General features: G+C 56.7%; 15 protein-coding genes. 3 read left to right on the top strand and 12 right to left on the bottom strand.

The features are described from left to right. Window positions 1-8 precede the first annotated feature (8 nt). The 3 genes from B088_RS01200 to B088_RS01190 are packed head-to-tail and all read left to right on the top strand — an operon-like array spanning window position 9 to window position 2,402. Complete coding sequence (locus B088_RS01200) at window positions 9-770, top strand: cell division protein FtsQ/DivIB (RefSeq protein WP_018106581.1); 762 nt, start codon at window positions 9-11, stop codon at window positions 768-770. Further along, the gene (locus B088_RS01195) at window positions 749-1,792 is read left to right on the top strand and encodes a cation diffusion facilitator family transporter (RefSeq protein WP_018106580.1); all 1,044 of its coding nucleotides are present in this window, start codon (window positions 749-751) and stop codon (window positions 1,790-1,792) included. Before B088_RS01200 ends, B088_RS01195 begins: the two co-directional genes overlap by 22 nt. Continuing rightward, window positions 1,785-2,402, top strand: a complete 618-nt coding sequence (locus B088_RS01190) for a ribonuclease HII (RefSeq protein WP_245546712.1) — start codon at window positions 1,785-1,787, stop codon at window positions 2,400-2,402. Before B088_RS01195 ends, B088_RS01190 begins: the two co-directional genes overlap by 8 nt. Before the next feature lie 70 nt (window positions 2,403-2,472). On the opposite strand, the gene B088_RS01185 is transcribed toward B088_RS01190, so the two are convergent. The 12 genes from B088_RS01185 to B088_RS01130 form a co-directional block, all read right to left on the bottom strand. Next, window positions 2,473-3,678 carry an ATP-binding protein gene (locus B088_RS01185; protein ID WP_018106578.1) on the bottom strand — a complete coding sequence of 402 codons (1,206 nt, stop codon included), beginning with the start codon at window positions 3,676-3,678 and terminating at the stop codon, window positions 2,473-2,475. 897 nt (window positions 3,679-4,575) lie between these two features. Continuing rightward, window positions 4,576-5,076, bottom strand: coding sequence for an SsrA-binding protein SmpB (gene smpB / locus B088_RS01180; protein ID WP_018106577.1), 501 nt, complete (start codon window positions 5,074-5,076; stop codon window positions 4,576-4,578). Window positions 5,077-5,085: 9 nt separating this feature from the next. After that, window positions 5,086-5,826 (bottom strand): response regulator transcription factor RprY, encoded by a 741-nt coding sequence (rprY, locus tag B088_RS01175; RefSeq protein WP_018106576.1) that lies wholly within the window; start codon window positions 5,824-5,826, stop codon window positions 5,086-5,088. A 9-nt stretch (window positions 5,827-5,835) separates the two neighbouring features. Next, window positions 5,836-7,392, bottom strand: coding sequence for a sensor histidine kinase (locus tag B088_RS01170; protein WP_018106575.1), 1,557 nt, complete (start codon window positions 7,390-7,392; stop codon window positions 5,836-5,838). Window positions 7,393-7,583: 191 nt separating this feature from the next. Further along, window positions 7,584-9,596: an Ig-like domain-containing domain gene (locus tag B088_RS01165; protein WP_162137990.1), complete on the bottom strand. Its 2,013-nt coding sequence runs from the start codon at window positions 9,594-9,596 to the stop codon at window positions 7,584-7,586. A 7-nt stretch (window positions 9,597-9,603) separates the two neighbouring features. Continuing rightward, a complete protein-coding gene (locus B088_RS01160; protein WP_245546713.1) occupies window positions 9,604-10,746 on the bottom strand; it encodes a hypothetical protein in 1,143 nt (380 codons plus the stop codon). Window positions 10,747-11,357: 611 nt separating this feature from the next. Continuing rightward, the gene (gene deoC / locus B088_RS01155; protein WP_018106572.1) at window positions 11,358-12,257 is read right to left on the bottom strand and encodes a deoxyribose-phosphate aldolase; all 900 of its coding nucleotides are present in this window, start codon (window positions 12,255-12,257) and stop codon (window positions 11,358-11,360) included. Continuing rightward, window positions 12,247-12,609 carry a nucleotide pyrophosphohydrolase gene (locus tag B088_RS01150; RefSeq protein WP_018106571.1) on the bottom strand — a complete coding sequence of 121 codons (363 nt, stop codon included), beginning with the start codon at window positions 12,607-12,609 and terminating at the stop codon, window positions 12,247-12,249. Before B088_RS01150 ends, deoC begins: the two co-directional genes overlap by 11 nt. After that, complete coding sequence (dtd, locus tag B088_RS01145; RefSeq protein ID WP_025081521.1) at window positions 12,606-13,055, bottom strand: D-aminoacyl-tRNA deacylase; 450 nt, start codon at window positions 13,053-13,055, stop codon at window positions 12,606-12,608. Before dtd ends, B088_RS01150 begins: the two co-directional genes overlap by 4 nt. A gap of 32 nt (window positions 13,056-13,087) precedes the next feature. Then, window positions 13,088-14,917, bottom strand: a complete 1,830-nt coding sequence (gene uvrC, locus B088_RS01140; RefSeq protein ID WP_018106569.1) for an excinuclease ABC subunit UvrC — start codon at window positions 14,915-14,917, stop codon at window positions 13,088-13,090. A gap of 25 nt (window positions 14,918-14,942) precedes the next feature. Beyond that, window positions 14,943-16,823 (bottom strand): tRNA uridine-5-carboxymethylaminomethyl(34) synthesis enzyme MnmG, encoded by a 1,881-nt coding sequence (gene mnmG / locus B088_RS01135; protein WP_025081520.1) that lies wholly within the window; start codon window positions 16,821-16,823, stop codon window positions 14,943-14,945. Between the two features lie 165 nt (window positions 16,824-16,988). After that, complete coding sequence (locus tag B088_RS01130) at window positions 16,989-19,370, bottom strand: TonB-dependent receptor domain-containing protein (protein ID WP_018106567.1); 2,382 nt, start codon at window positions 19,368-19,370, stop codon at window positions 16,989-16,991. Window positions 19,371-19,668 lie beyond the last annotated feature (298 nt).

Here is a 19,668-nt window from a genome sequence, read left to right as displayed (position 1 = left end):
AGTCCGCTATGGTACGTCGCAAGGAGAGAAAGAGACTTCGCCGGATCCTCGGCTGGACGGTGATGGGGCTGCTGGTGATATTGCTCGGCTGCTCCTTTGTCCTCGCTCGCCGGCACGTCTCGTACGCCATCTACCCCTCTCGTACGGCGATCCGCATAGAGGACACCGGCAAGGGACGCTTCCTCCAGGAGCGAGAGGTGGCGGCGGCACTCCCGATCGACCTCAAGGACAGCATCTCCCGCGGCGTAGACCCGGAGAAGATTGAGAGAGATCTCGTCGATGCCTCCACCTACATCCGTAGCGCCACCGCCTACATATCTCCCTCCACGATGCGCCTCCACGTGATCGTCCACGAGAGGACGCCGATCATCCGATACAGCCGAAACGGTGCCACCTGGTACCTCGACGATGAGGGCATATCCGTCCCTCAGAGACGAGGCTCGACTGCCTACGTCCCGCTCGCCGAGGGGGCGATGACCGACGGGACGATCCACTACGTACTCTACCCGCTCGCTCAGTACCTGTATGAGCACAGTGAGTGGAGCCACTTCTTCGGATACATAGAGATCCTCTCCGAGAGCAAGATACACCTCTACCCGAGAGTGGGGAGGGTCGTCTTTGAGCTCCACGGACTCGAGACGCTGGAGCAAGACCTCGCCAAGATCCCCGTCTACTACAAGGAAATCGAACCGCAGGTGGGGACCAATAAGTACTCCCTCGTGAAGCTCTCCTATGAAAACCAGATCGTATGCGTAAAGAGAGAGAAGTAACCGCCCCACCTGCACACGAACGAGCACTGACAGAACAGGAGATCAAGGCGAACGATCGAGCGAAGAAGCGCGCCTATGCCTTCTCCTCCATGGTCAATTTTCTCCTTCCTCCGGTCAAGCTCTTCGCCGGTATCACCGGTCACTCCGCCGCCCTGATCGCCGATGCGATCAATTCGCTCCTCGACATCTGCGCCAATATCATCACCTACATCTTCCTCCACATCTCCGCTAAGCCCAAGGAGGACGACGAGCACATCTACGGCCATGGGAAGTACGAGATCGTCGGCTCGCTCCTGATCGCCCTGTCGATGCTGGTGACCGGCGTGCTGATCGTCTTTGGCTCCTGCAGAACCTTCTACGACTACTTCAGTGAGGGTGTACTGCCCAAGTCCCCGGAGATTATCGCACTCTGGGTCGCCATCACGACGGTGGTGCTGAAGCTCCTCACCTACTTCTATACAGAGCAGAAGGCGAGAGAGACCCGCTCTGACGCCCTCCACGCACAGGCGATGGACCACATCTCCGACGTCTTCTCCGCCTCTGCCGTCGTCATAGGCGTGCTCGGGGCACGACTGATCCCGGGCGAGGGGACACTCTTCGAGCCACTGGCGGCGATCATCGTCGGAGGTCTGATCATCCGATCCGGCATAGGGGTCTACCGTCCCGCCATCCTCAAGCTGACCGACAGCACGGTCGACCCGGAGACCGTCGAGGAGATCCGCAGCGTCGTGGAGACGGTACCCGGAGCCTCCTCCCCTCACCACATCATGGCACGAATGATCGGCTCGGAGACACTCTCGATCGAACTGGATATACGTGCCAATGGCCTCCTCACTCTCTACGAGGCACACGACATAGCGAGCGAGACAGAGCAAGAGCTGCTGGACCACTTCGGCGCCCGGACGCACGTGGTGGTCCACATGGAGCCGTCGCACCCCTATCGCCACACGAGGGACTTCATGCGTCGTCGTCCCGATCTCTGCGATCCCGACTCTGGAGAGCCGCTGCCGGATCGTGAGTAGGGAAGTGATCCATCTCCCCGCCCGACTCCGGGCGGATCGGCTGGAGGCGGGCGTGGATGAGGTAGGCCGCGGCTGTCTCGCCGGCCCTGTGGTCGCTGCTGCAGTGATCCTGCCCCCTACCCTCGACCTACCGGGGCTGACCGACTCGAAGCAGCTGACACCACACAAGCGGGAGGCCTACGATCTCATGATCCGTGAGCAGGCAGTTGCCGTCTCTGTCGGAAGCGCATCGCCCGAGGAGATCGACCAGATGAATATCCTCGGTGCCACCTTCCTCGCCATGCAGCGCGCCATCGACGGGCTAAGGCCCGCTCCTGAGTACCTCCTCATCGATGGCAATCGATTTCGCACCACTAAGGAGATCCCCTACGAGACCATCGTGGGGGGTGACGGCAGGGTCGCCTCCATCGCCGCCGCCTCCATCGTAGCAAAGGTCTACCGTGACAGTCTGATGGCAAGGCTTGGAGAGAGCTATCCCGCCTACCACTGGGAGCGAAATGCCGGCTACGGCACGGCGGCTCACCTCGAGGCGATCCGCCTGTACGGCCTCACACCTCACCATCGCCGCTCCTTCGCTCCCTGCCGCCCCTCCCTCTTCCCTGACGACTGAAAAATATATCAAAAGGTCCTACGCCGGATACTCGGTGTAGGACCTTTTTTTTTGCCCGAAAACACCTGGATTAGTAGAGCAGCCCAAACATCCAGAGCGGGATCCGGCTACCGGATCCGATCTCCACATCGTCTACTGCGAGGAAGCTAGCGGGCTCGTCCTTAATCTGGTCAAACGTCTTGCCGGCTCCACCTACCTCAAAGAGATACTTCCCATTGACGAAGAAGTCCCCCTTAGCCGGCATAGTCACATCCCCTATGACCTGGAGTTGGTTATTGAAGAACGTTTCTCGCCTGTTCCCGAGATCCACTTTGTTCCCGAGGGCCGCCATAAGGTTGGTATTTCCGAGGAATACCTTATCCGGAGAGGAGAGACGCTTATAGCTCTTAGGGGTCTTGGTCAGTGTAGAGATGATCTGAGCACGCTCTAGCGCATGGAGCATCCTGAGGCAGCTGTCCCGCGTAGACTCCAGGGCGGAGGCGAGTCTACTGACATTCGGAACCATAGGGACGCTCTGAGAGATGATGGCCAGCAGCTTTTTAGTCTTCTCGATCGTTGAGTAAGAGACGCTCTCCACAGCCGGCATATCACTCTCGATAACCAGTGTCGCTATAGCAGCAAGTCTCAGGAGGTACTCCTCACCTGCCTCTATATAGAATGGGTAACATCCCTGCCTCAGGTACTCATCGAAGAGCTGTAGTATCGTCACCTGAGGAGTTAGCTCCATCGCCAGAGAGACATGGTCGCCAAGCAAGTCCTCGAGCGATACCGGCGACACCTCAAGTGCACTGCTGATGGAGAGGAACTCCCTAAAGGACATCACCGGCAGAGTGTAGAGCGACTGACGCCGCGACAGGTCCGACTTAGAGTGGTCTATCTCCAGCATGGAGGAGCCGGTATAGACGATGTTAAGATCGGGGTAGCTGTCGTAGAGATTCTTCAGGACGATCGTCCAGTCTGGATACTTATGCACCTCATCCACAAAGAGGTATCTGAGACCACGACTATATAGAAACTCCACTAAGTCAGGGAGCGAATGGGTCTTAAACCACAGGTTGTCCAGTGAGACCCACAGTGCATCATCTACTCTCTCAAAGGTCCGCTTAATATGCTGGAGCAGAAGCGTAGTCTTACCCGTACCACGCGAACCTCTGATACCAATAAGACGGGACGACCAATTGACTTTGTCGTGCAAGAAGCGGACAAATCTCGTGTCCACAACGGCAAGTCTTCGGTGATAGGCGTCCACTAAGGGTATGATTGTCTGCTGATCCATAGGTAAAAGGCTGATTAGTGATACGACAAAGATACGAAATAGCTTTTCCAAAAGTGGTTTTTAGGGGAAAAATAGCTTTTCCAAAAGTGGTTTTGGAGAAGTGCCCTGCTGAAATGCGGTTACTGGACAGCACTGATTGCCGGACCAGTGAGCAGGGCAGATCAACGTTTTGACCTCGACCCCTTGCGATTTGCACTGAGAGTAAGGGAGCGGGCATCCCAGGCGGCGAGGAGTATCGTATCGAGCCGGATAGACTTCGGTGAAGTCTAAAACCCGGTATTAGTTTGGGGGCGTAGGGCTGACGCATGTGAGAGCCGTGGTTAATGATACGCCGGACCGATCCCGCAGGGGCGAAGCCCCGGAGGGATCATCGCTTTTTAGACCGGGTGTCGAGGCACGAAGTGCCGAAGACCCCGGGAAAGAGGATCCCGAGAAATATATACGACCCCGCCAGGGTGTCGCACTTGTCAGAGAGTCAAGCAATCAGTGCGACGCCCTGGCGGGGTCGCGATCGCCTGCGATGCCTGATCCACGGGTCGTCGGGGCTGCGCCCCTCGACCCGTTGCTAAAAAACGGGCACCCACAAGGGGTGCTTCGTTCCCCACTCTTCACAATTAGATGAATGGCTACGGTGTCTCTCAAATGCGTCACCCCCGGACCGGTGAGTGCGACACCCTGGCGGGGTCGGCAGGATGTAGTCATACGGAGACAATCGGAGTGAAATCTATAGTCGGTAATAGGCAAAACTAATACCGGTAATAGTCGGAACTATTACCGGTATTAGAAACAACGGATCTCCTACCGCTGACAGTCAGGGCATGCGTCCCTGTTTCCTGTCGGGGCCATACGAGTCCGACGGAGGGGATGTAGGTGCCCCGATGGAGCTGCCGCCGGGGATCAGTAGGGGGTGCGACGCGCCCGATCCAGCTCCCGCTTCATCTCGCGGTCGCGGATCGCATTTCGCTTATCGTACTCCTTCTTACCCTTAGCGATGGCGATCTCCAGCTTCGCCAGCCCCTTGCCGTTGATGAAGAGCCGGAGCGGCACGATCGTAAAGCCCGGATCGTGCTGCGCCTCGGTGAGGTGGCGGATCTCCCGCTTATTGAGCAGCAGCTTCCGGTCTCGTCGTGAGCCCTCCTGGGTCCAGGAGCCAAAGGCATAGGTGCCGATGTACATATTCTTGACCCACACCTCTCCGCGATCGACATAGCAGAAGCTCTGACCGAGAGAGGCGCGACCCATGCGGATCGACTTGATCTCATTACCGGTGAGGACGATGCCCGCGGTAAGTCTCTCCAGCACTTCGTAGTCGTACGTCGCCCGCTTATTGCGGATATTGACGCTCTTGCGGAAGGGGGTCTTTCCCTGCCCCTTCTTGGATGTGGATGTCTTAGCCATAGGTAGGGATCAGATCACCTTCGTATTAGACTCGTCCGGCTCGGAGTTGGCCCCCGGGGTGATGAGTCGGTGGCCCTTGCCGTGCTTATTCTGGATCTCGATGCCGGGATCCTGGGCGAGGTGCTTGCGCAGCTTCGTGATGTAGACGTCCATGGAGCGGGCGTTGAAGTAGGTGTCCTCGCCCCAGATGGTCTTGAGGGCAAAGGAGCGGTCCACGGTGGTATTGGCGTTGGCGCAGAAGAGCGCCAGCAGCTCCGTCTCCTTGGTGGTTAGGCTCACCGGCTCCTCATCCTTGTACTGGAGGGACTGGTGCTGGGTGTCGAAGACATAGTCTCCGATGCGGTAGAAGGCGACGTCATCCGGCTTCTTTCCCTGCACGCGACGGAGCACCGCATCGATGCGCATCGTCAGCTCTGAGGTGTTGAATGGCTTCTTCAGATAGTCATCTGCGCCGAGGCTAAAGCCCTCCTGCACATCCTCACTCAGCGTCTTGGCGGTGAGGAAGATGATCGGGGTCTCAGGATTGAGCGAGCGAATGTCCTTCGCCAGCTCGAAGCCGTCCTTCTTGGGCATCATCACGTCGAGGACACAGATGTCCCAGAAGCGAGGATGCTCCTCGAAGCCCTTCAGGCCCGCCTCGCCGTCCTTGAATAGGTCGGTCTCGTAGCCCTTCTCTGTCAGGTAGTCTGCCAGCAGTGGGCCTAAGCTCTCGTCGTCCTCACAGAGGAATACTTTTACTGAGTTTTCCATGATCTTTTCTTACTTATTCGTTCGTGTATTATTACTCTTATTAGTCAGGAGCGGGAGGGAGATGATGAATGTGGTCCCCACTCCCACCTCGCTCTCTGCATGGATGTGTCCGCCGTGCGACTGCACCGTCAGGGCGACGTAGGGGAGGCCGAGGCCAAAGCCCTTGACGTCATGCCGGTTGCCGGAGGGGACACGGAAGAATCGGTCGAATATCTTCTTGAGATACTCGCGCTTGATGCCGCAGCCGTTGTCCTCCACGCGGATGATCAGGTTGCGGTCATTACTTGATGTGTGGACCGTGATGTGCGGCGGCACATCAGGCTTGCGATACTTCATCGCATTGTCGAGGAGATTGAAGACAATATTCGTCAGCTGAAGCTTGTCTCCCATCACCTCCGTATGGGTCGCCTCCAGGTCGAGGTCCAGGCTGCCGCCTGCCTCCTCGACCTTGAGCGAGTAGGTCGATGTGGCGTCGATGATGATCTCCTCCATGTCCAGCTCAGTCATGCGGAGCCTGAGACGGGAGTCGTGGCTGTCGAAGAAGGACATCTGCAGCACCTGCTCGATCAGCAGCGTCAGCCTGTACGCCTCAGCATTGATCGACTCGAGGATCCGCGCGCGTCGATCGGACTGAGACCCGATGTCGGGATCCGAGAGCATCTCCACGCCGAGGCGGATGGTACTGACGGGGGTCTTCAGCTCGTGGGTCATGTTATTGACAAAGTCGATCCGCATCTCATCGATCTTCTTCTGCCGGAAGAGTGTGATGATCGTGTAGATGAATGTGGAGAGCACCAGGAGGGTGAAGATCACTGAGGGGATCAGGAAGCCGATGGTGGAGGAGATAAAGCGTGCCTGTCCGGGGAAGTAGACCCTCAGGTAGTGGAGCCGTGAGGGTGGGTCATTGGTCAGAAGCGCCTGGGTGTATATCTTATCCGGCTGATCGGCGGGGAGGCGACCATTGGAGAAGGAGATCGTACCGCGGCTGTCTACCACCTCGTAGCGGAAGGGGATCGTGATGCCATACTTGTCGAGCGATGCCAGGAGGTACTCCTCCAGATGCTGTCCGTCGATACGGTCGTAGATCGGACGGTACTGTGCCTTACGAAGTCCCTCGAGCGCCACCTGCAGCAGGATCCGCTGTGTCACGCTGTCCGGCTCCGCGAAGTGGCTCCTCAGCATCCGCTCCGCCTCACGAAAGCGATCCCCGGGGGAGACAAAGTCGAACGACTTCTTGGGCGGCTGTGGCAGCTGCTCCAGCTTGTAGTCAGGCAGCCCCTGTCCCGCCGTGCCGAGGTCAAATGGGGAGTTGCTCCCCTCCGTAGGGCGGATCAGGAAGTCGCGGACCACATAGCCCGGCAGCCCGAGGTCCACACGGATGATGTCGATCATCTCGTCTCGCTCCAAGTCATGATTGGTCTCGAAGAGTGCCTGCCTGACTGAGTTGTCAAACTGGTATCTCCTGGACTGGTAGGTCGCATCAATGTACTTGACCTGCATAAAGAGCAGGCCAACAAAGGCGACCACCATCACCACCACGATGAGCCAGAGTGTAGACTTCTTCATATCGCACCAAAGGTAGCGATTTTCCCCACTCCATTAACATAACAGGGGTTAATATAAAGCCCTTGAAATGTTAAATCTCTCTCTCCTGTGCGTGCTTATGACTCTCTAAGAGCCTGGCTATCGGTCTCTTGGGGCATAAGGAGACCTTGACCCTAATGTGGATAGTACCCTTGCGTCACACTATAGAGGGATCAGTAGCGGCGGTCGTCCTGCCTCATGCCACCGAGGGCACCTCCGGGCATCTGACCACCGAAGGGGTTGCCGCCGGGCTGGTCTCCGCCTCCCTCACGACGGCGCCGGAGCTCCTCCTCGCGCTCCTTGTTGCGGTCCTTGCGTTTCTCCTCATTGAACTTTGTCCGGATCATTGTCCGGGGCTTCTGCGACAGGAGGGGCGTGAGAAGGGGGTAGAAGTTCTCCTTCACCTCCCAGTTCTTCATCAGCTCAAAGACCTTGGGGGCGTAGTAGACCGCCTCCGGCTGTATGGCAGCATCGTAGTCGCCCGGATCCCAGCGGTGGTTGCCATTCCGGTCGTAGATGATCCGGAGGCCATACTTGCCCGGGTCGAGATCGGGGAAGAAGAGTTCGCCTGCCTTGCTGTAGGAGGTCCAGACGAGTTTGTCGTCGGGGGTGAGGAGTTCGCCAATGATGGAGTCGGGCAGGTCGTGGATGGTGACGCGGAGGGAGGAGAATTCGCTTTTCTCCTTGATCTTAAACGCATCGACCACTGTCTTGTCGAGCCGGTGACCATAGATGTCGGCGATCTCGGCGCTGTCGACATGGAGCTCATACTGACCGCCATAGCTGAGGCTGGCACGGATAAGTCCGGAGGTGACGCTCCCATCAAAGAAAGTGATGGTGTCGATACGCATCGGCTGGAGGATCGAGTCTTTGGCGTCGTACAGGGCAAAAGCGCGGAGCATCGAGGTGTCGATCGGGAGGGTCGAGGTGAAGAGGATCGAGTCGGAGATGCCGCCCTTGCCCTTATGCTCGATCTTGATGGAGAGGGGACTCTCGACTGCCGGTGCGGTCGTGGTGGAGTCACTCTCTGCTCTCTTCTCCTTCTTCTTATCCAGCTTGGGGGTCTTGTAGGGAATGCGGAGGGTGTCGCTCTTGTAGGCGGGGAGACCGAGGCTGTCTACGGAGAGGTAGGTGAGCGCAAAGGTGCTGTGGGCGCTCCAGGTGGTGTCGGTGAAGAAGAAGTCGACGATGCCCTCCTTACTCTTATCCATGACGTAAGGGGGCTTCATCGTGTCGGTCGGTAGCGCGAGGGAGTCAACCCGGGCGAGCTTGATGGCACTGTCGGGGAGGGCGTTGAAGGTGAGACGTAGCTGATAGGGGGCAGGGCGCTCACGCTTCTTGATGAACCGCTTGGTATCCCTCGGCTCGTAGTAGAGCAGGACCAGGTCGTCGGGGTAGTAGTGGGTGAAGGGGACCTGCTTGATGGTGTCGATGGTGAGCGAGTCGACCCAGAGGGTGTCGGGGCGGATGTCGGGCTTGCAGGTAGTGAGGACGGCGCTGTCGAGCCAGGCGACGCCCTCCGTACCTACCATATCGTTGCGGTAGTTGCCGTCACTCTCCTTTAGGGCATAGACGTGGTAGCGTCCTTCGCGGACGTTACGGATCACAAACTTCGCCTTATCTGACGTACGACTGGTGCGGAGGAACGTGGTGTCGTGGAAGGCACTCCGCGCAGCGGTGTCCGGGTGAAGTCCGACGAGGAGTCCCTGCATCGGCTCGTGGGTCCGAGCATTAATCACTGTCCCGGCGATCTCCATGGTGTCGATGCGCTCTCCGGTGCTGAAGGCAAAGGAGAAGTTCTCCATCGGATTGCCCTCATTATTGTCGACGATCGCATCGGTGAAGTCGATCGTGTAGGTGGTATTGGGGATCAGTGTGTCCTTTAGACTAACCACTACCCGCTTGCCGTAGGAGATGATCTCCGGCTGCTGGAGCTGGGGCGGGGAGACGATGATCTTCTTGAGCGGATCTTTGACGGTGACGAACTCGTCAAACCACAGCGTCACCTTACGTGACGAGACATTGAGCTCCTTCTCCGCCGGATGACTGCGGACAAGCTTGGGCGGCTGGTCGTCATAAGGGCCTCCGTCGGGTGCGACTCTATTGGCACACCCATATATCATGGCTATCGTTCCGCCTATCAGGAGAGAGAGGTGGAGCCAAGGAGATCGACGTTGATTCTTCATCATAAGTTCATCTGGCTTGCCTGCAAAGGTCGGTAAAAAAGTGGGGATAACTCCGTGACGTAACCGCCTTATCGTCCGGGATCTCCACGTGCGTCTCTTCAAGAGTGGTGGCAAGCACCCCGAAGGCCATGGCTAATCGGTGGTCACCTCTATGGTTGAGCATCACATGCTCCGGCTCTGTTTCACGTGGAACCCCCGTGTAGGTAAAGCCGTTTGGCGTGACATTGATAAATGCATCAGCTGACCAGCCGAGATCTTGCGCTATAGAGAGCGAAGCACCCAGGCGATCCGACTCCTTGTAGGCAAGCGAGGATAAACCGGTAAATGTGGTCTCCACCCCAAGTCCTATCACCGTGGCAAAGAGAGTGGGGAAGAGATCCGGATTCTGCGACAAGTCAAAGAAAAGCGACTGTTCTGGAAATGACTCACGACGACGCGAAACTCTCATGAACTCATCAATCACCAAGAATGGGCTAAAAAAGCAGAATAATCGAGCATCCGGATGAGATGAATCAGGATTCAGTCCATTCAAAGTCAGGATTTGGATCTCAGGATGGAGCGTCTGCAACTCGAGCCAATACGATGCAGAGGTATAGTCGGCTGGGAGAGAAAAATCACAAGATTCGATAGGCTCTAAACCTGATCTCGTACGAGGCTCGAAGATAATCCAATCCGCTTCCCAAGTGAGATCTACACCGATCCGACGAAGAGAGTCGATGGTCAAAGATATGTACTCTGAACTAGGGTCAGAATGCTGCCTATGGATAGTGATAGGGTAGTTTTGGATAACAGCAAAATAGATTATCGCTGAAACAAATTGGCTTGATTCCCATGTCCTTGTGTCGAGATCAGTTTCACGTGGAACCGTGGAGGTACGGGCATCAACAACCCATCGATCATCGGTCATTTCTATAGAGACACCACAACGACGTAAGAAGTCTACCAGTTGCCCCATAGGTCGACGTCGGAGCTGAGGATCCGTAAGATAAAAGACAGTCTGCTGGGGTTCGGCTGCAGCCAGTGATAGGAGAAAGCGGGACACACTTGCGGATCCGGTAAGTCGTATATCTGACTGACCGGAGAGCAGCGCCTGGAGATCATCATAGATTGCATGGAGATCTTCAGGAGCATCAGCACCCAAGAGATCCATAGAGGGCATCACCGTGGCTCCCCTACTCCGAAGGACGATATAGCAGGAGATCAGAGCACGTATCCCCTCACTCTTTGATAGAGGGAGATCGATCTCTATGGATGACTGAAAAGCGGTTTTAGTGAGCACTTTCATAGTCACAAAGATAGCAGAAAGTCCCGTCCCATCATCGCTAAACAGCGCCTAAATAAGGATGAACTACTCGATCATTATAGCGTAGCGTCCACTCATAAGAAGTGATACCTTACCTACTAACCACAATGAGTTAAGAGGCTTCTTCAACATTCCAAAAGAGTCCTCCGTCCTGTGTACTGTGGAACTGGTGCTTTTGCATTGCCGAAGTGGGTCGTAGGCTTAGGTTACTGACAAGATGTGATAAGAATGGCACATAGGAGGCTGTCCGAGACACAAAGAGACAATAGGTGGAGGTCAAGCCCGTATCTTTGCAATCCAAAGTAGCTCATGAAGGGATCTAATAGTCGTGCCCCCATTATGCCCTATCAAGTCGGACGGGTCAGTGGAGCCAGACGAGGATCGGGAGAGGGAAAAAAAGGCCCGCAAGCTCTACCATATTGTAGAGCTTGCGGGTCGATTAGGATGGACTAAAAAGATCAGAGCAGATGCTTTAGCGTGTCTGCCTCCAGGGAGGTGGCACCGAAGCGGAAGAGCTCTGGGGTGAGCCACTCGTCGCCCAGCACCTCCTTAAGGATACAGAGATACTTGAGCGCCTCCTCGGTCGTACGGACACCACCGGCGGCCTTGATCCCTCTCTTGAGACCAAACTGATCGTAGTACTGCTTGACGATAGAGGCCATGATGTAGATCGCCTCGGGCGTGGCACCGGGGTAACCCTTACCTGTAGAGGTCTTGATGAAGTCTGCGTCGCAGAAGAGGGCAAGAATGGATGCCTTAACGATATGCTCGGGCGTCTGCAGAGCACCGGTCTCGAGGATCACCTTCAGGATCACATCCTTGGCGGCCTGTCGCTGCTCCTGCAGCTGGTCACAGACGGTCTCGTAGTCACCGGCAAGGAAGGCACCGACTGGAAGTACAATGTCGATCTCCTCTGCCCCATCGTGGATTGCCAGGGCGATCTCAGCCACCTTGATCTCGGGGAAGGTCTGCGACGAGGGAAAGCCACCTGCCACGCAGGTGATATGACACTGCTCGACGGTGAGGTTATCCTTGATCACCTGTGCAAAGTTGGGATAGACGCAGATACTCGCTACAGGGGTAATGTCGGGGTGGTCGTCATCCAGCTTATTGACCTGCTGAGTCAGCTTATAGATCTTGTCCTCATTGTCCTCAGAGGTAAGCGAGGTGAGGTCGATCATGCTGTGGATCAGATTGATATTATCTCTCGTATCAAGCTCCTTATAGTGCTTGTCGACACACTCCTGTACCTTCGCAGAGACCTCGTCTATAGTGAGGTCGAAAGTAAACTTTCCGAAGGCCTCACTGTACTTATCATGTGAGGGGAAGAAGTCGTTATCGTGGTGATTATGACTCATGGTTGTATAATTTGGGATTGGATAAATGTCTGAATTTGTCGCGGTCTGTCTTCTTCACAATGTTTCTCTCAAAGGCCTCCGTCAGGTCGCAACCGGTCTGATTAGCAATGCAGGCGAGGACCCAGAGTACATCAGCGAGTTCGTCTGCCAGATGCTCTTTGGAGAGGTTATCCGTGGCCTTCGCGCTCTGATCCCCATAGGTTCGAGCGATAATGCGAGCCACCTCACCCACCTCCTCCGTGAGCTGCGCCATATTGGTAAGCGGCGAAAAGTACCGGACCCCGTAGTCGTGGATCCACCGGTCGACAACGGACTGGACATCTTTAAGTGTAGGGCTGGGCGTGTCGGTCATCGGTTTCGCGAGTCTATACAAATGGTCACAGGTCCGTCATTGAGTAGCCGGACCTTCATATCAGCCCCAAAGCGCCCTTTCTTCACCTCTTTGCCGATCTCTTTGGAGAGAGCTTGCGCCATAAGGTTGTAGAATGGCTCTGCCTCGGGTCCCTTGGCGGCATAGATGTAGGAGGGTCTATTGCCTTTCTTCGTCGATGCCAGGAGGGTGAATTGGCTCACCAGAAGGATCTCCCCGCCGATGGACTTGATGTCCTTATTCATCACCCCCTCCTCGTCATCAAAGATGCGGAGGGCGGTGATCTTACGAACCAAGTAGTCCATATCCTCGGCGGTGTCGCCAACCTCCACGCCTTGCAAAACCAGCATCCCCGGCCCAATCGACGAGATCAAAGACCCATCGACCGTCACGGATGCCTCGCTCACACGCTGAATAACTGCTCTCATAAGCCAAAGATACAACTTTAGGAGAATACGGGTCAGGCCTCGCTGTCGGGGTGGAAGTAGTCCCACACAAGGCGAGCCTTTGCGGGGCCGATGGTCTCTGCCAGTTCGTCGAGAGAGACTGACTCACGGATCCGCTTCACAGACTTGAAGGTACGGATCAGCTTCTTCTGAGTGGCAGGACCGATGCCTGCAATAGCGTCGAGCTCAGAGGAGATCGATTTCTTAGCATGGACATTTCGGTGAAATGTGATGGCAAAGCGGTGCACCTCATTTTGGATCCGCTCCAAGAGGTGAAAGACCTGCCCGCGCTGCATGATGCCGATCACCTGAGGCGGATCTCCATAGAGCACCTCGCTGGTCCGGTGACGATCGTCCTTGGCGAGACCGAGGATCGGTATCTCCACACCCACTTCTTCAAGCGCTTCCCTCACCACGCTCATCTGACCTTTACCTCCATCGGTGATGATGAGGTCGGGGAGCTCCTCCCCCTCGTCACGTAGGCGGCTGTAGCGCCGCACCACCACCTCGTGCATCGAGGCGTAGTCGTCCGGCCCCTCGACCGTCTTGATGTGGTAGAGCCGGTAGTCCTTCTTGGAGGGGACACCGCCCTTAAAGACGACACAGGCAGCCACGGGATCGGCACCCTGGATATTGGAGTTATCGAAGCACTCCACGTGCCACGGAAGCGTAGGCAGCCCGACGGAGCTCTGCAGGTCTCGCAGGATCTGCATATTGTGCTGGGCGGGGTTGAGCTTCTCCGCCTGCAGATCCTTGTCCTTGATGAACTGATCCACATTGTGCTGGCTCAGGTCCAGGATATGCCTACGGTCGCCCCTCTGAGGGATCGTGACGCGATAGGCAGAGAGGTCGAGGTACTCCGGCATGAGGGGGAGAATGAGCTCGCGAGTGCCCTCCAGCGGCAGCGTATCAAGCAGGTCCTTCAGGACAGAGGCAAAGAGCTCCTCCTCGTCCTCCTCGATTCCCCGACGGTACTCCATAGTGCGCCCCGAGATGATCCGCCCGTCCCGCGTCAGGAGATAATTGACGAAGAAGGAGCGACGCGAGGAGCCATAGGTGGCCACAAGCGCATCCCCGATAACGTTGCTCATGATGGTGCTCTTCCCCTGGTAGTTCTCCAGCGTATAGAGCATATTCTGCATCTGCAGGGCGGTCTCAAAGTCCAGCTCCTCGGATGCCTTTGTCATCACCTCCTTGATATCCCGCTTCACCTCCGTGATATGCCCTCGCAGGATCTCCTTAGCCGCCCGTACGTCCCTGTCGTAGTCCTCCTCCGTCTGCAGACCTTCGCAAGGACCCTTGCAGCGGCCGATGTGGTACTTCAGGCAGACACGAAATTTTCCCCGCTCGATATTCTCCGGAGAGAGGTTATATGTACAGGTACGAAACTTATAGAGCCGGCGGAAGAGCTGGACCAGCTGATAGGCCATCGACTTATTGGGATAGGGACCATAGTACTCCGTGCTACCGCCCGGCTGAGGCTTGTGCGTGGTCCCAAAGCGCGGGAAGCGCTCCCTCGTGACGTAGATGTAAGGGTAGAAATTACCATGCTTGAGCATAATATTGTAGGGCGGCTGGTGCGTCTTGATGAGGTTATTCTCAAGCAAGAGCGCATCTGTCTCCGTCTGGACCACGATATACTCCACGGTCTCAAAAACACGCAGCATCGCCCGAGCGTTGGGCCGATCCGACTCGCGCTGGAAGTACTGCCCCACCCGCTTACGGAGATTTTTTGCCTTACCGACGTAGAGCACCTTGTCCTCCTTGTCGCGGTAGATATAGACACCGGGCGACTCAGGGATCACGGATAGGCTGTTGCGTATGTCTTTCTTGGCTATCAGCATAGGGTTCCACGTGAAACAGAAAGGGCTATCGTCCCATGAGTATCAGGAGGATATTGATATCCGAGGGGCTGATGCCGGGGATGCGGGAGGCCTGACCGATGGTCGCCGGGCGGATCCGGTCGAGCTTCTGACGAGCCTCGGTCGAGAGCGACTGTATGGAGAGGTAGTCAAAGTGGCCGGCGATGCGAATGTCCTCTAAGTGGCGAGCTTTCTCGGCAGCCTGACGCTCGCGAGCGATGTAGCCGGCATACTTCACCTCCACCTCGATGGTCTCCTTCACCTCCTCCGCCAGCTGACCCTGCTCTAAGAAGTTCGCCAGCTGTGGGACAAAGGGGACCAGTCCATCCAGCGTGATACGGGGGCGAAGGATCACCTCACGGAGCCTCTGCGGATGCCTCAGCGGCGTCTCCCCTACCCGCGCGAAGTAAGCCGCAAGGTCTGGCGTGTCGGCTACGGAAGTGTCCCTGAGCAGCTCCTCAAAGCGATCGATCAGCGCCAGCTTCGCCTCCAGTCGCCTCTCACGACACAAGTCGACCGTCCCCAGCTCTATCCCCTTAGGCGTGAGACGTCTGTCGGCATTGTCCTGCCTTAGGAGGATGCGGTACTCTGAGCGACTGGTAAACATCCGGTAGGGCTCGTCCACCCCCTTCGTCACTAAGTCATCGATCAACACCCCTATGTAGGCCTCATCCCGAGCGAGGGTAAAGGACTTGGCAAGAGACTGAGCAGCGAAGTGGGCATTAACCCCGGCGACGAAGCCCTGCCCTGCCGCCTCCTCGTAGCCTGTCGTGCCATTGATCTGACCTGCAAAGAAGAGCCCCTTGACCAACTTCGTCTCCAGCGTGTGGTGCAGCTGCGTAGGGTCAAAGAAGTCGTACTCGATCGCATAGCCGGGCCGCATGATCGTCGCATCGCGCAGCGCCGGGATCTGCCGGATCGCCTCCTCCTGCACCTCTATGGGGAGCGAACTGCTGAAGCCATTAAGGTAATACATCGTCGTGTCGGCGCCCTCCGGCTCGAGGAAGAGCGGGTGGTGATCCTTCCCGGCAAAGGTGACGATCTTCGTCTCTATGCTGGGGCAGTAGCGCGGTCCTATGCTGTGTATCTGACCATTGTAGAGCGGTGCCTCGTCGAGGTGACGCCGCAGCACCTCATGGCTGGCAGGCGTCGTCTCCGTCAGGAAGCAGGGCCTCTGCGGAGTCTCTAAGCGAGACACCCCGGGGAGGAAAGAGAAGTGGTGCCATCCCTCCTCGCCCTCCTGACGCTGGCAGAGGTCAAAGTGGATCGTCCGACCATCCAGCCGCATCGGCGTGCCGGTCTTCATCCGATCGGTCCTGAAGCCCAGCCCAGTGATCTGCTCCGAGAGGCGGAGCGAGGCCGGCTCGGCGATGCGTCCCCCAGGGATCTTCACGCTGCCGATGTGCATCAGGCCATTGAGGAAGGTCCCATTGGTGAGGATCACAGACTTCGCCTTTATCGTAAGCCCCATAGCGGTGACGACGCCGGTGACCGCCCCACCCTCGTGGAGCAGCTGCACGACAGCATCCTGCCAGAGGGAGAGATTGGGCGTCTGCTCGAGATAAGTTCGCCACAGGTGAGAGAATCGCCCCCTATCGCTCTGAGAGCGGGGGCTCCACATTGCGGGTCCCTTGCTCCTATTGAGCATCCGAAATTGCATCGACGACCTATCGGTAATGATCCCCATCAGACCGCCGAGGGCATCCAGCTCGCGCACGATCTGCCCCTTGGCGATGCCTCCCACGGCGGGGTTGCACGACATCTGGGCGATCTTGTCGAGATCCATGGTGATGAGGAGGGTACGGGAGCCGAGCAGGGCCGCCGCGTGAGCCGCCTCACAGCCAGCATGGCCGGCACCGACCACTATGATATCATAGGATAGTCTCATATCCGCAAAGATACGCAGATTTGCGCCGTCGGATGACGATCCAAAACACTCCGCCCTCTCATTATCAGACAAGCCGGACGAGTCGGACAGTGGCATTGATTTGCCGACCTGTCCGACTCGTCCGACTTGTTACCTCTGGTGAGGTGCCTAGCGGCTGTGCAGCGGTTAGTCGTGGTCCGCAGTCATGCGGTCGATGACTGACTCGAGGGCGCCGGTGCCTTGGTACTTGTCCTTGGAGCTATTGAAGCGGTAGGAGACGGTGAAGGCAATACGTGGAGGCACGTGCTCGGTGGACTCCATCACGCTGTACCTGGTGGCGGTACGCACGGAGTGGGTGGTATTGAAGAGGTTGCTGATAGAGAGGGTGGTGAGGAGATTTTTTTCCTTAAGCCACTGCTTGGAGATCTCGGCGTAGCTGGTGAGGATGGGGGCGGTGAACTCCATATTGTCTTCGTTACCAAATGGGGTGTAGCCGACGTTGAAAACCATGCTGATATCCCTGGGGAGGGTGAATTGATTAGCCACGCTGAGGGCGAGGGTCGCCTTACGCTTGGTGATCCGCTCCTCAAAGTTCCAGAGGTCGTAGCCGATCATCTTGGAGAGGCGCAGGGTGAAGGTGGGCTTCCACCACTTGATCGTAGGGCTGGCTACCATCGCCGCCGAGAGAGCATGGTGTGGAGGGGCGTTGACGGTCTTGTATAGGGTGATATAGGGGCGAACGACTCCGGTGGTGGGGTCGGTAAAGAGGGCGGTCTCCGGGGTGAGACAGTCGCGGCTATAGGTGTGGCTGAGGATGGTGGTAAGCCAGCTCTTACTGAGGGTGAGAGCAGTGGAGTAGTCGATGGCGTCCTTGAGGTTGGGGTCGCCCACCTTGTACTCGTATCGGCTTACATATAGGTACTGTGGCTGTAGCTGTACGTAGCTTGGTCGATTGATCCGGCTCCTGAAGGAGAGCTCGGTGCGCACACCCAAGAGGCGACCTGAGACTGCCAGTGTGGGGAATAGATTGGTGGTGGTATGGCTCTTATCGGGATCTAATACCCCCTTGTCTATATACTTATTCGCGAGGTGCTCCATGCGCAAGCCTGCGGTGGCGCTCCACTCGGAGGCTATCTTGCGCTGATACTCTAAGTAGAGAGCTAGAAACTGCTCCCGCTGTTCGCTATCCAGGTCGGTGAGATTGAGGCTGGCATCGAGATGATTGTAAAAGCGGTTATGGACCTTAGAGTACTCCCCACCCATCTCGAGACGACCGCCCCAGAGTGGTCCGGAGATGTCCAAGCGCGCTCCGGCCGACTGGTACTTCGCCCCATGGCTATTCTCCACGCCGGAGAGCTCGTACGCCTCCGTGTGTCCCTCTGCTGCCCTCTCAGTGGAGTGGCTCATACCGGTCTGGAAGTAGTCGAGGTCGATCTGTGCCTTCCAGTCCCCAAACCTCCGCAGGTAGTAGAGATTGGGTCGGTGCGAGGCATTCCAGGGCTTGAGGGTCTGTGACTTGCCAAAGAAGCGCTCCACCGCCTCGGGTGTGGGCCTGAGGTGGTTGCTGGTGAGGTCGGAGAACATCCAGGAGTCCTCCTTATCGGCGGCAATACGGTATCTGAAGCCTGCGCTCTGCACCTCGTCTTCGTAATTGATGCCCACCGTATACTCCTGTGTCTGTACACCCTCCTTGTGCTTGGTGGTGGATTGATTGATCCACTCGCTTTGATCGGTTTTGCCGTGAGTACGGAGGGAGGGGAAGGAGTGATTGGTCTGCTCGTCCTTGTACATGACACTGGTGAAAAAGTCCCAGTTATTGAGCCGATAATTGAGCCGAAGGTAGGGCTGATAACCCATGGGGCTACCTATCTGATTATTTAGATCGAGCTTTACCTCGCCGCTGAGACCGGTGCCCTGCTCGCGCTTGGTGTAGATCTTGATCACCGACTCGGCGGAGGAGCTATACCTGGCACCGGGATTGGTGAGTACCTCTATGTCTCGGATGAGGTAGGGCTTGAGGTTGCGCAGCTGATTGGGGTCGGTCATCAGTCGGTCATTGATGTATATGATGGGGGTCCCCTTGCCAGCTACCCGTACTTCGGTCCCCTCGATCTCGACCAGTGGCACGCCTCTGAGCACACTATAGACGTCCGATAGATTTGCGAGCGGAGAGGCCTCTATGGAGGTGCTGATGCCACCGGCGACCATCCGGTGTGTGATACGATTAGCGGTGACGGAGACCTCATCTAGCACTAAGGCACTCTCCTTTAGTACGATCTTGTAATCGGAGAAGCTCTCGCACCTCACCTCCTTGGTGGTGAATCCGATCAAGCTTGCCTCGAGTAATAGGGGTAACTGCTGCTGCCCAGTCTGTAGAGTAAAGGAGCCATCGTCACGGGTTACACCTCCTGTGAGCACCTTGCTGCCGTCGATGCTCTTCACCTTGACGGTCGCGTAGGGGAGCGGTTCCCCTGCCTCGTCATACACTACCCCACGGAGCTCCTGTGCTGAAACTCCCCAAACCCCTATCATCATCAGTAGGGATACCAAGAAAAATAATCGCTTCATTAAACTTATCTACTATGTACTGAGTCGCCTCCCCTCCTCACCCGCAAAGGTAGGTACTATCGCTCGCAACTCAGTTGCAGACTTCTAGAAGTTAATCAAATACGATCTACGGCGCTGCTTCTGATCACCCCTACCAAAGCAGTCCACTCCTCGGGGAAATCTCTAATACCGATATTAGTGATGAGTAATACCGGTAATAGACTTCACTAATACCAGTATTAGATCGACGCCCTATCCATCGGGCATTGGACACCGTCCCTCGCGTCCCGTTCTATTATTCATTACCACCTCAACAAGT

The organism is Porphyromonas bennonis DSM 23058 = JCM 16335, from assembly GCF_000375645.1.
Lineage (GTDB): Bacteria > Bacteroidota > Bacteroidia > Bacteroidales > Porphyromonadaceae > Porphyromonas_A > Porphyromonas_A bennonis.
This window is presented reverse-complemented; position numbering and strand designations above follow the sequence as displayed.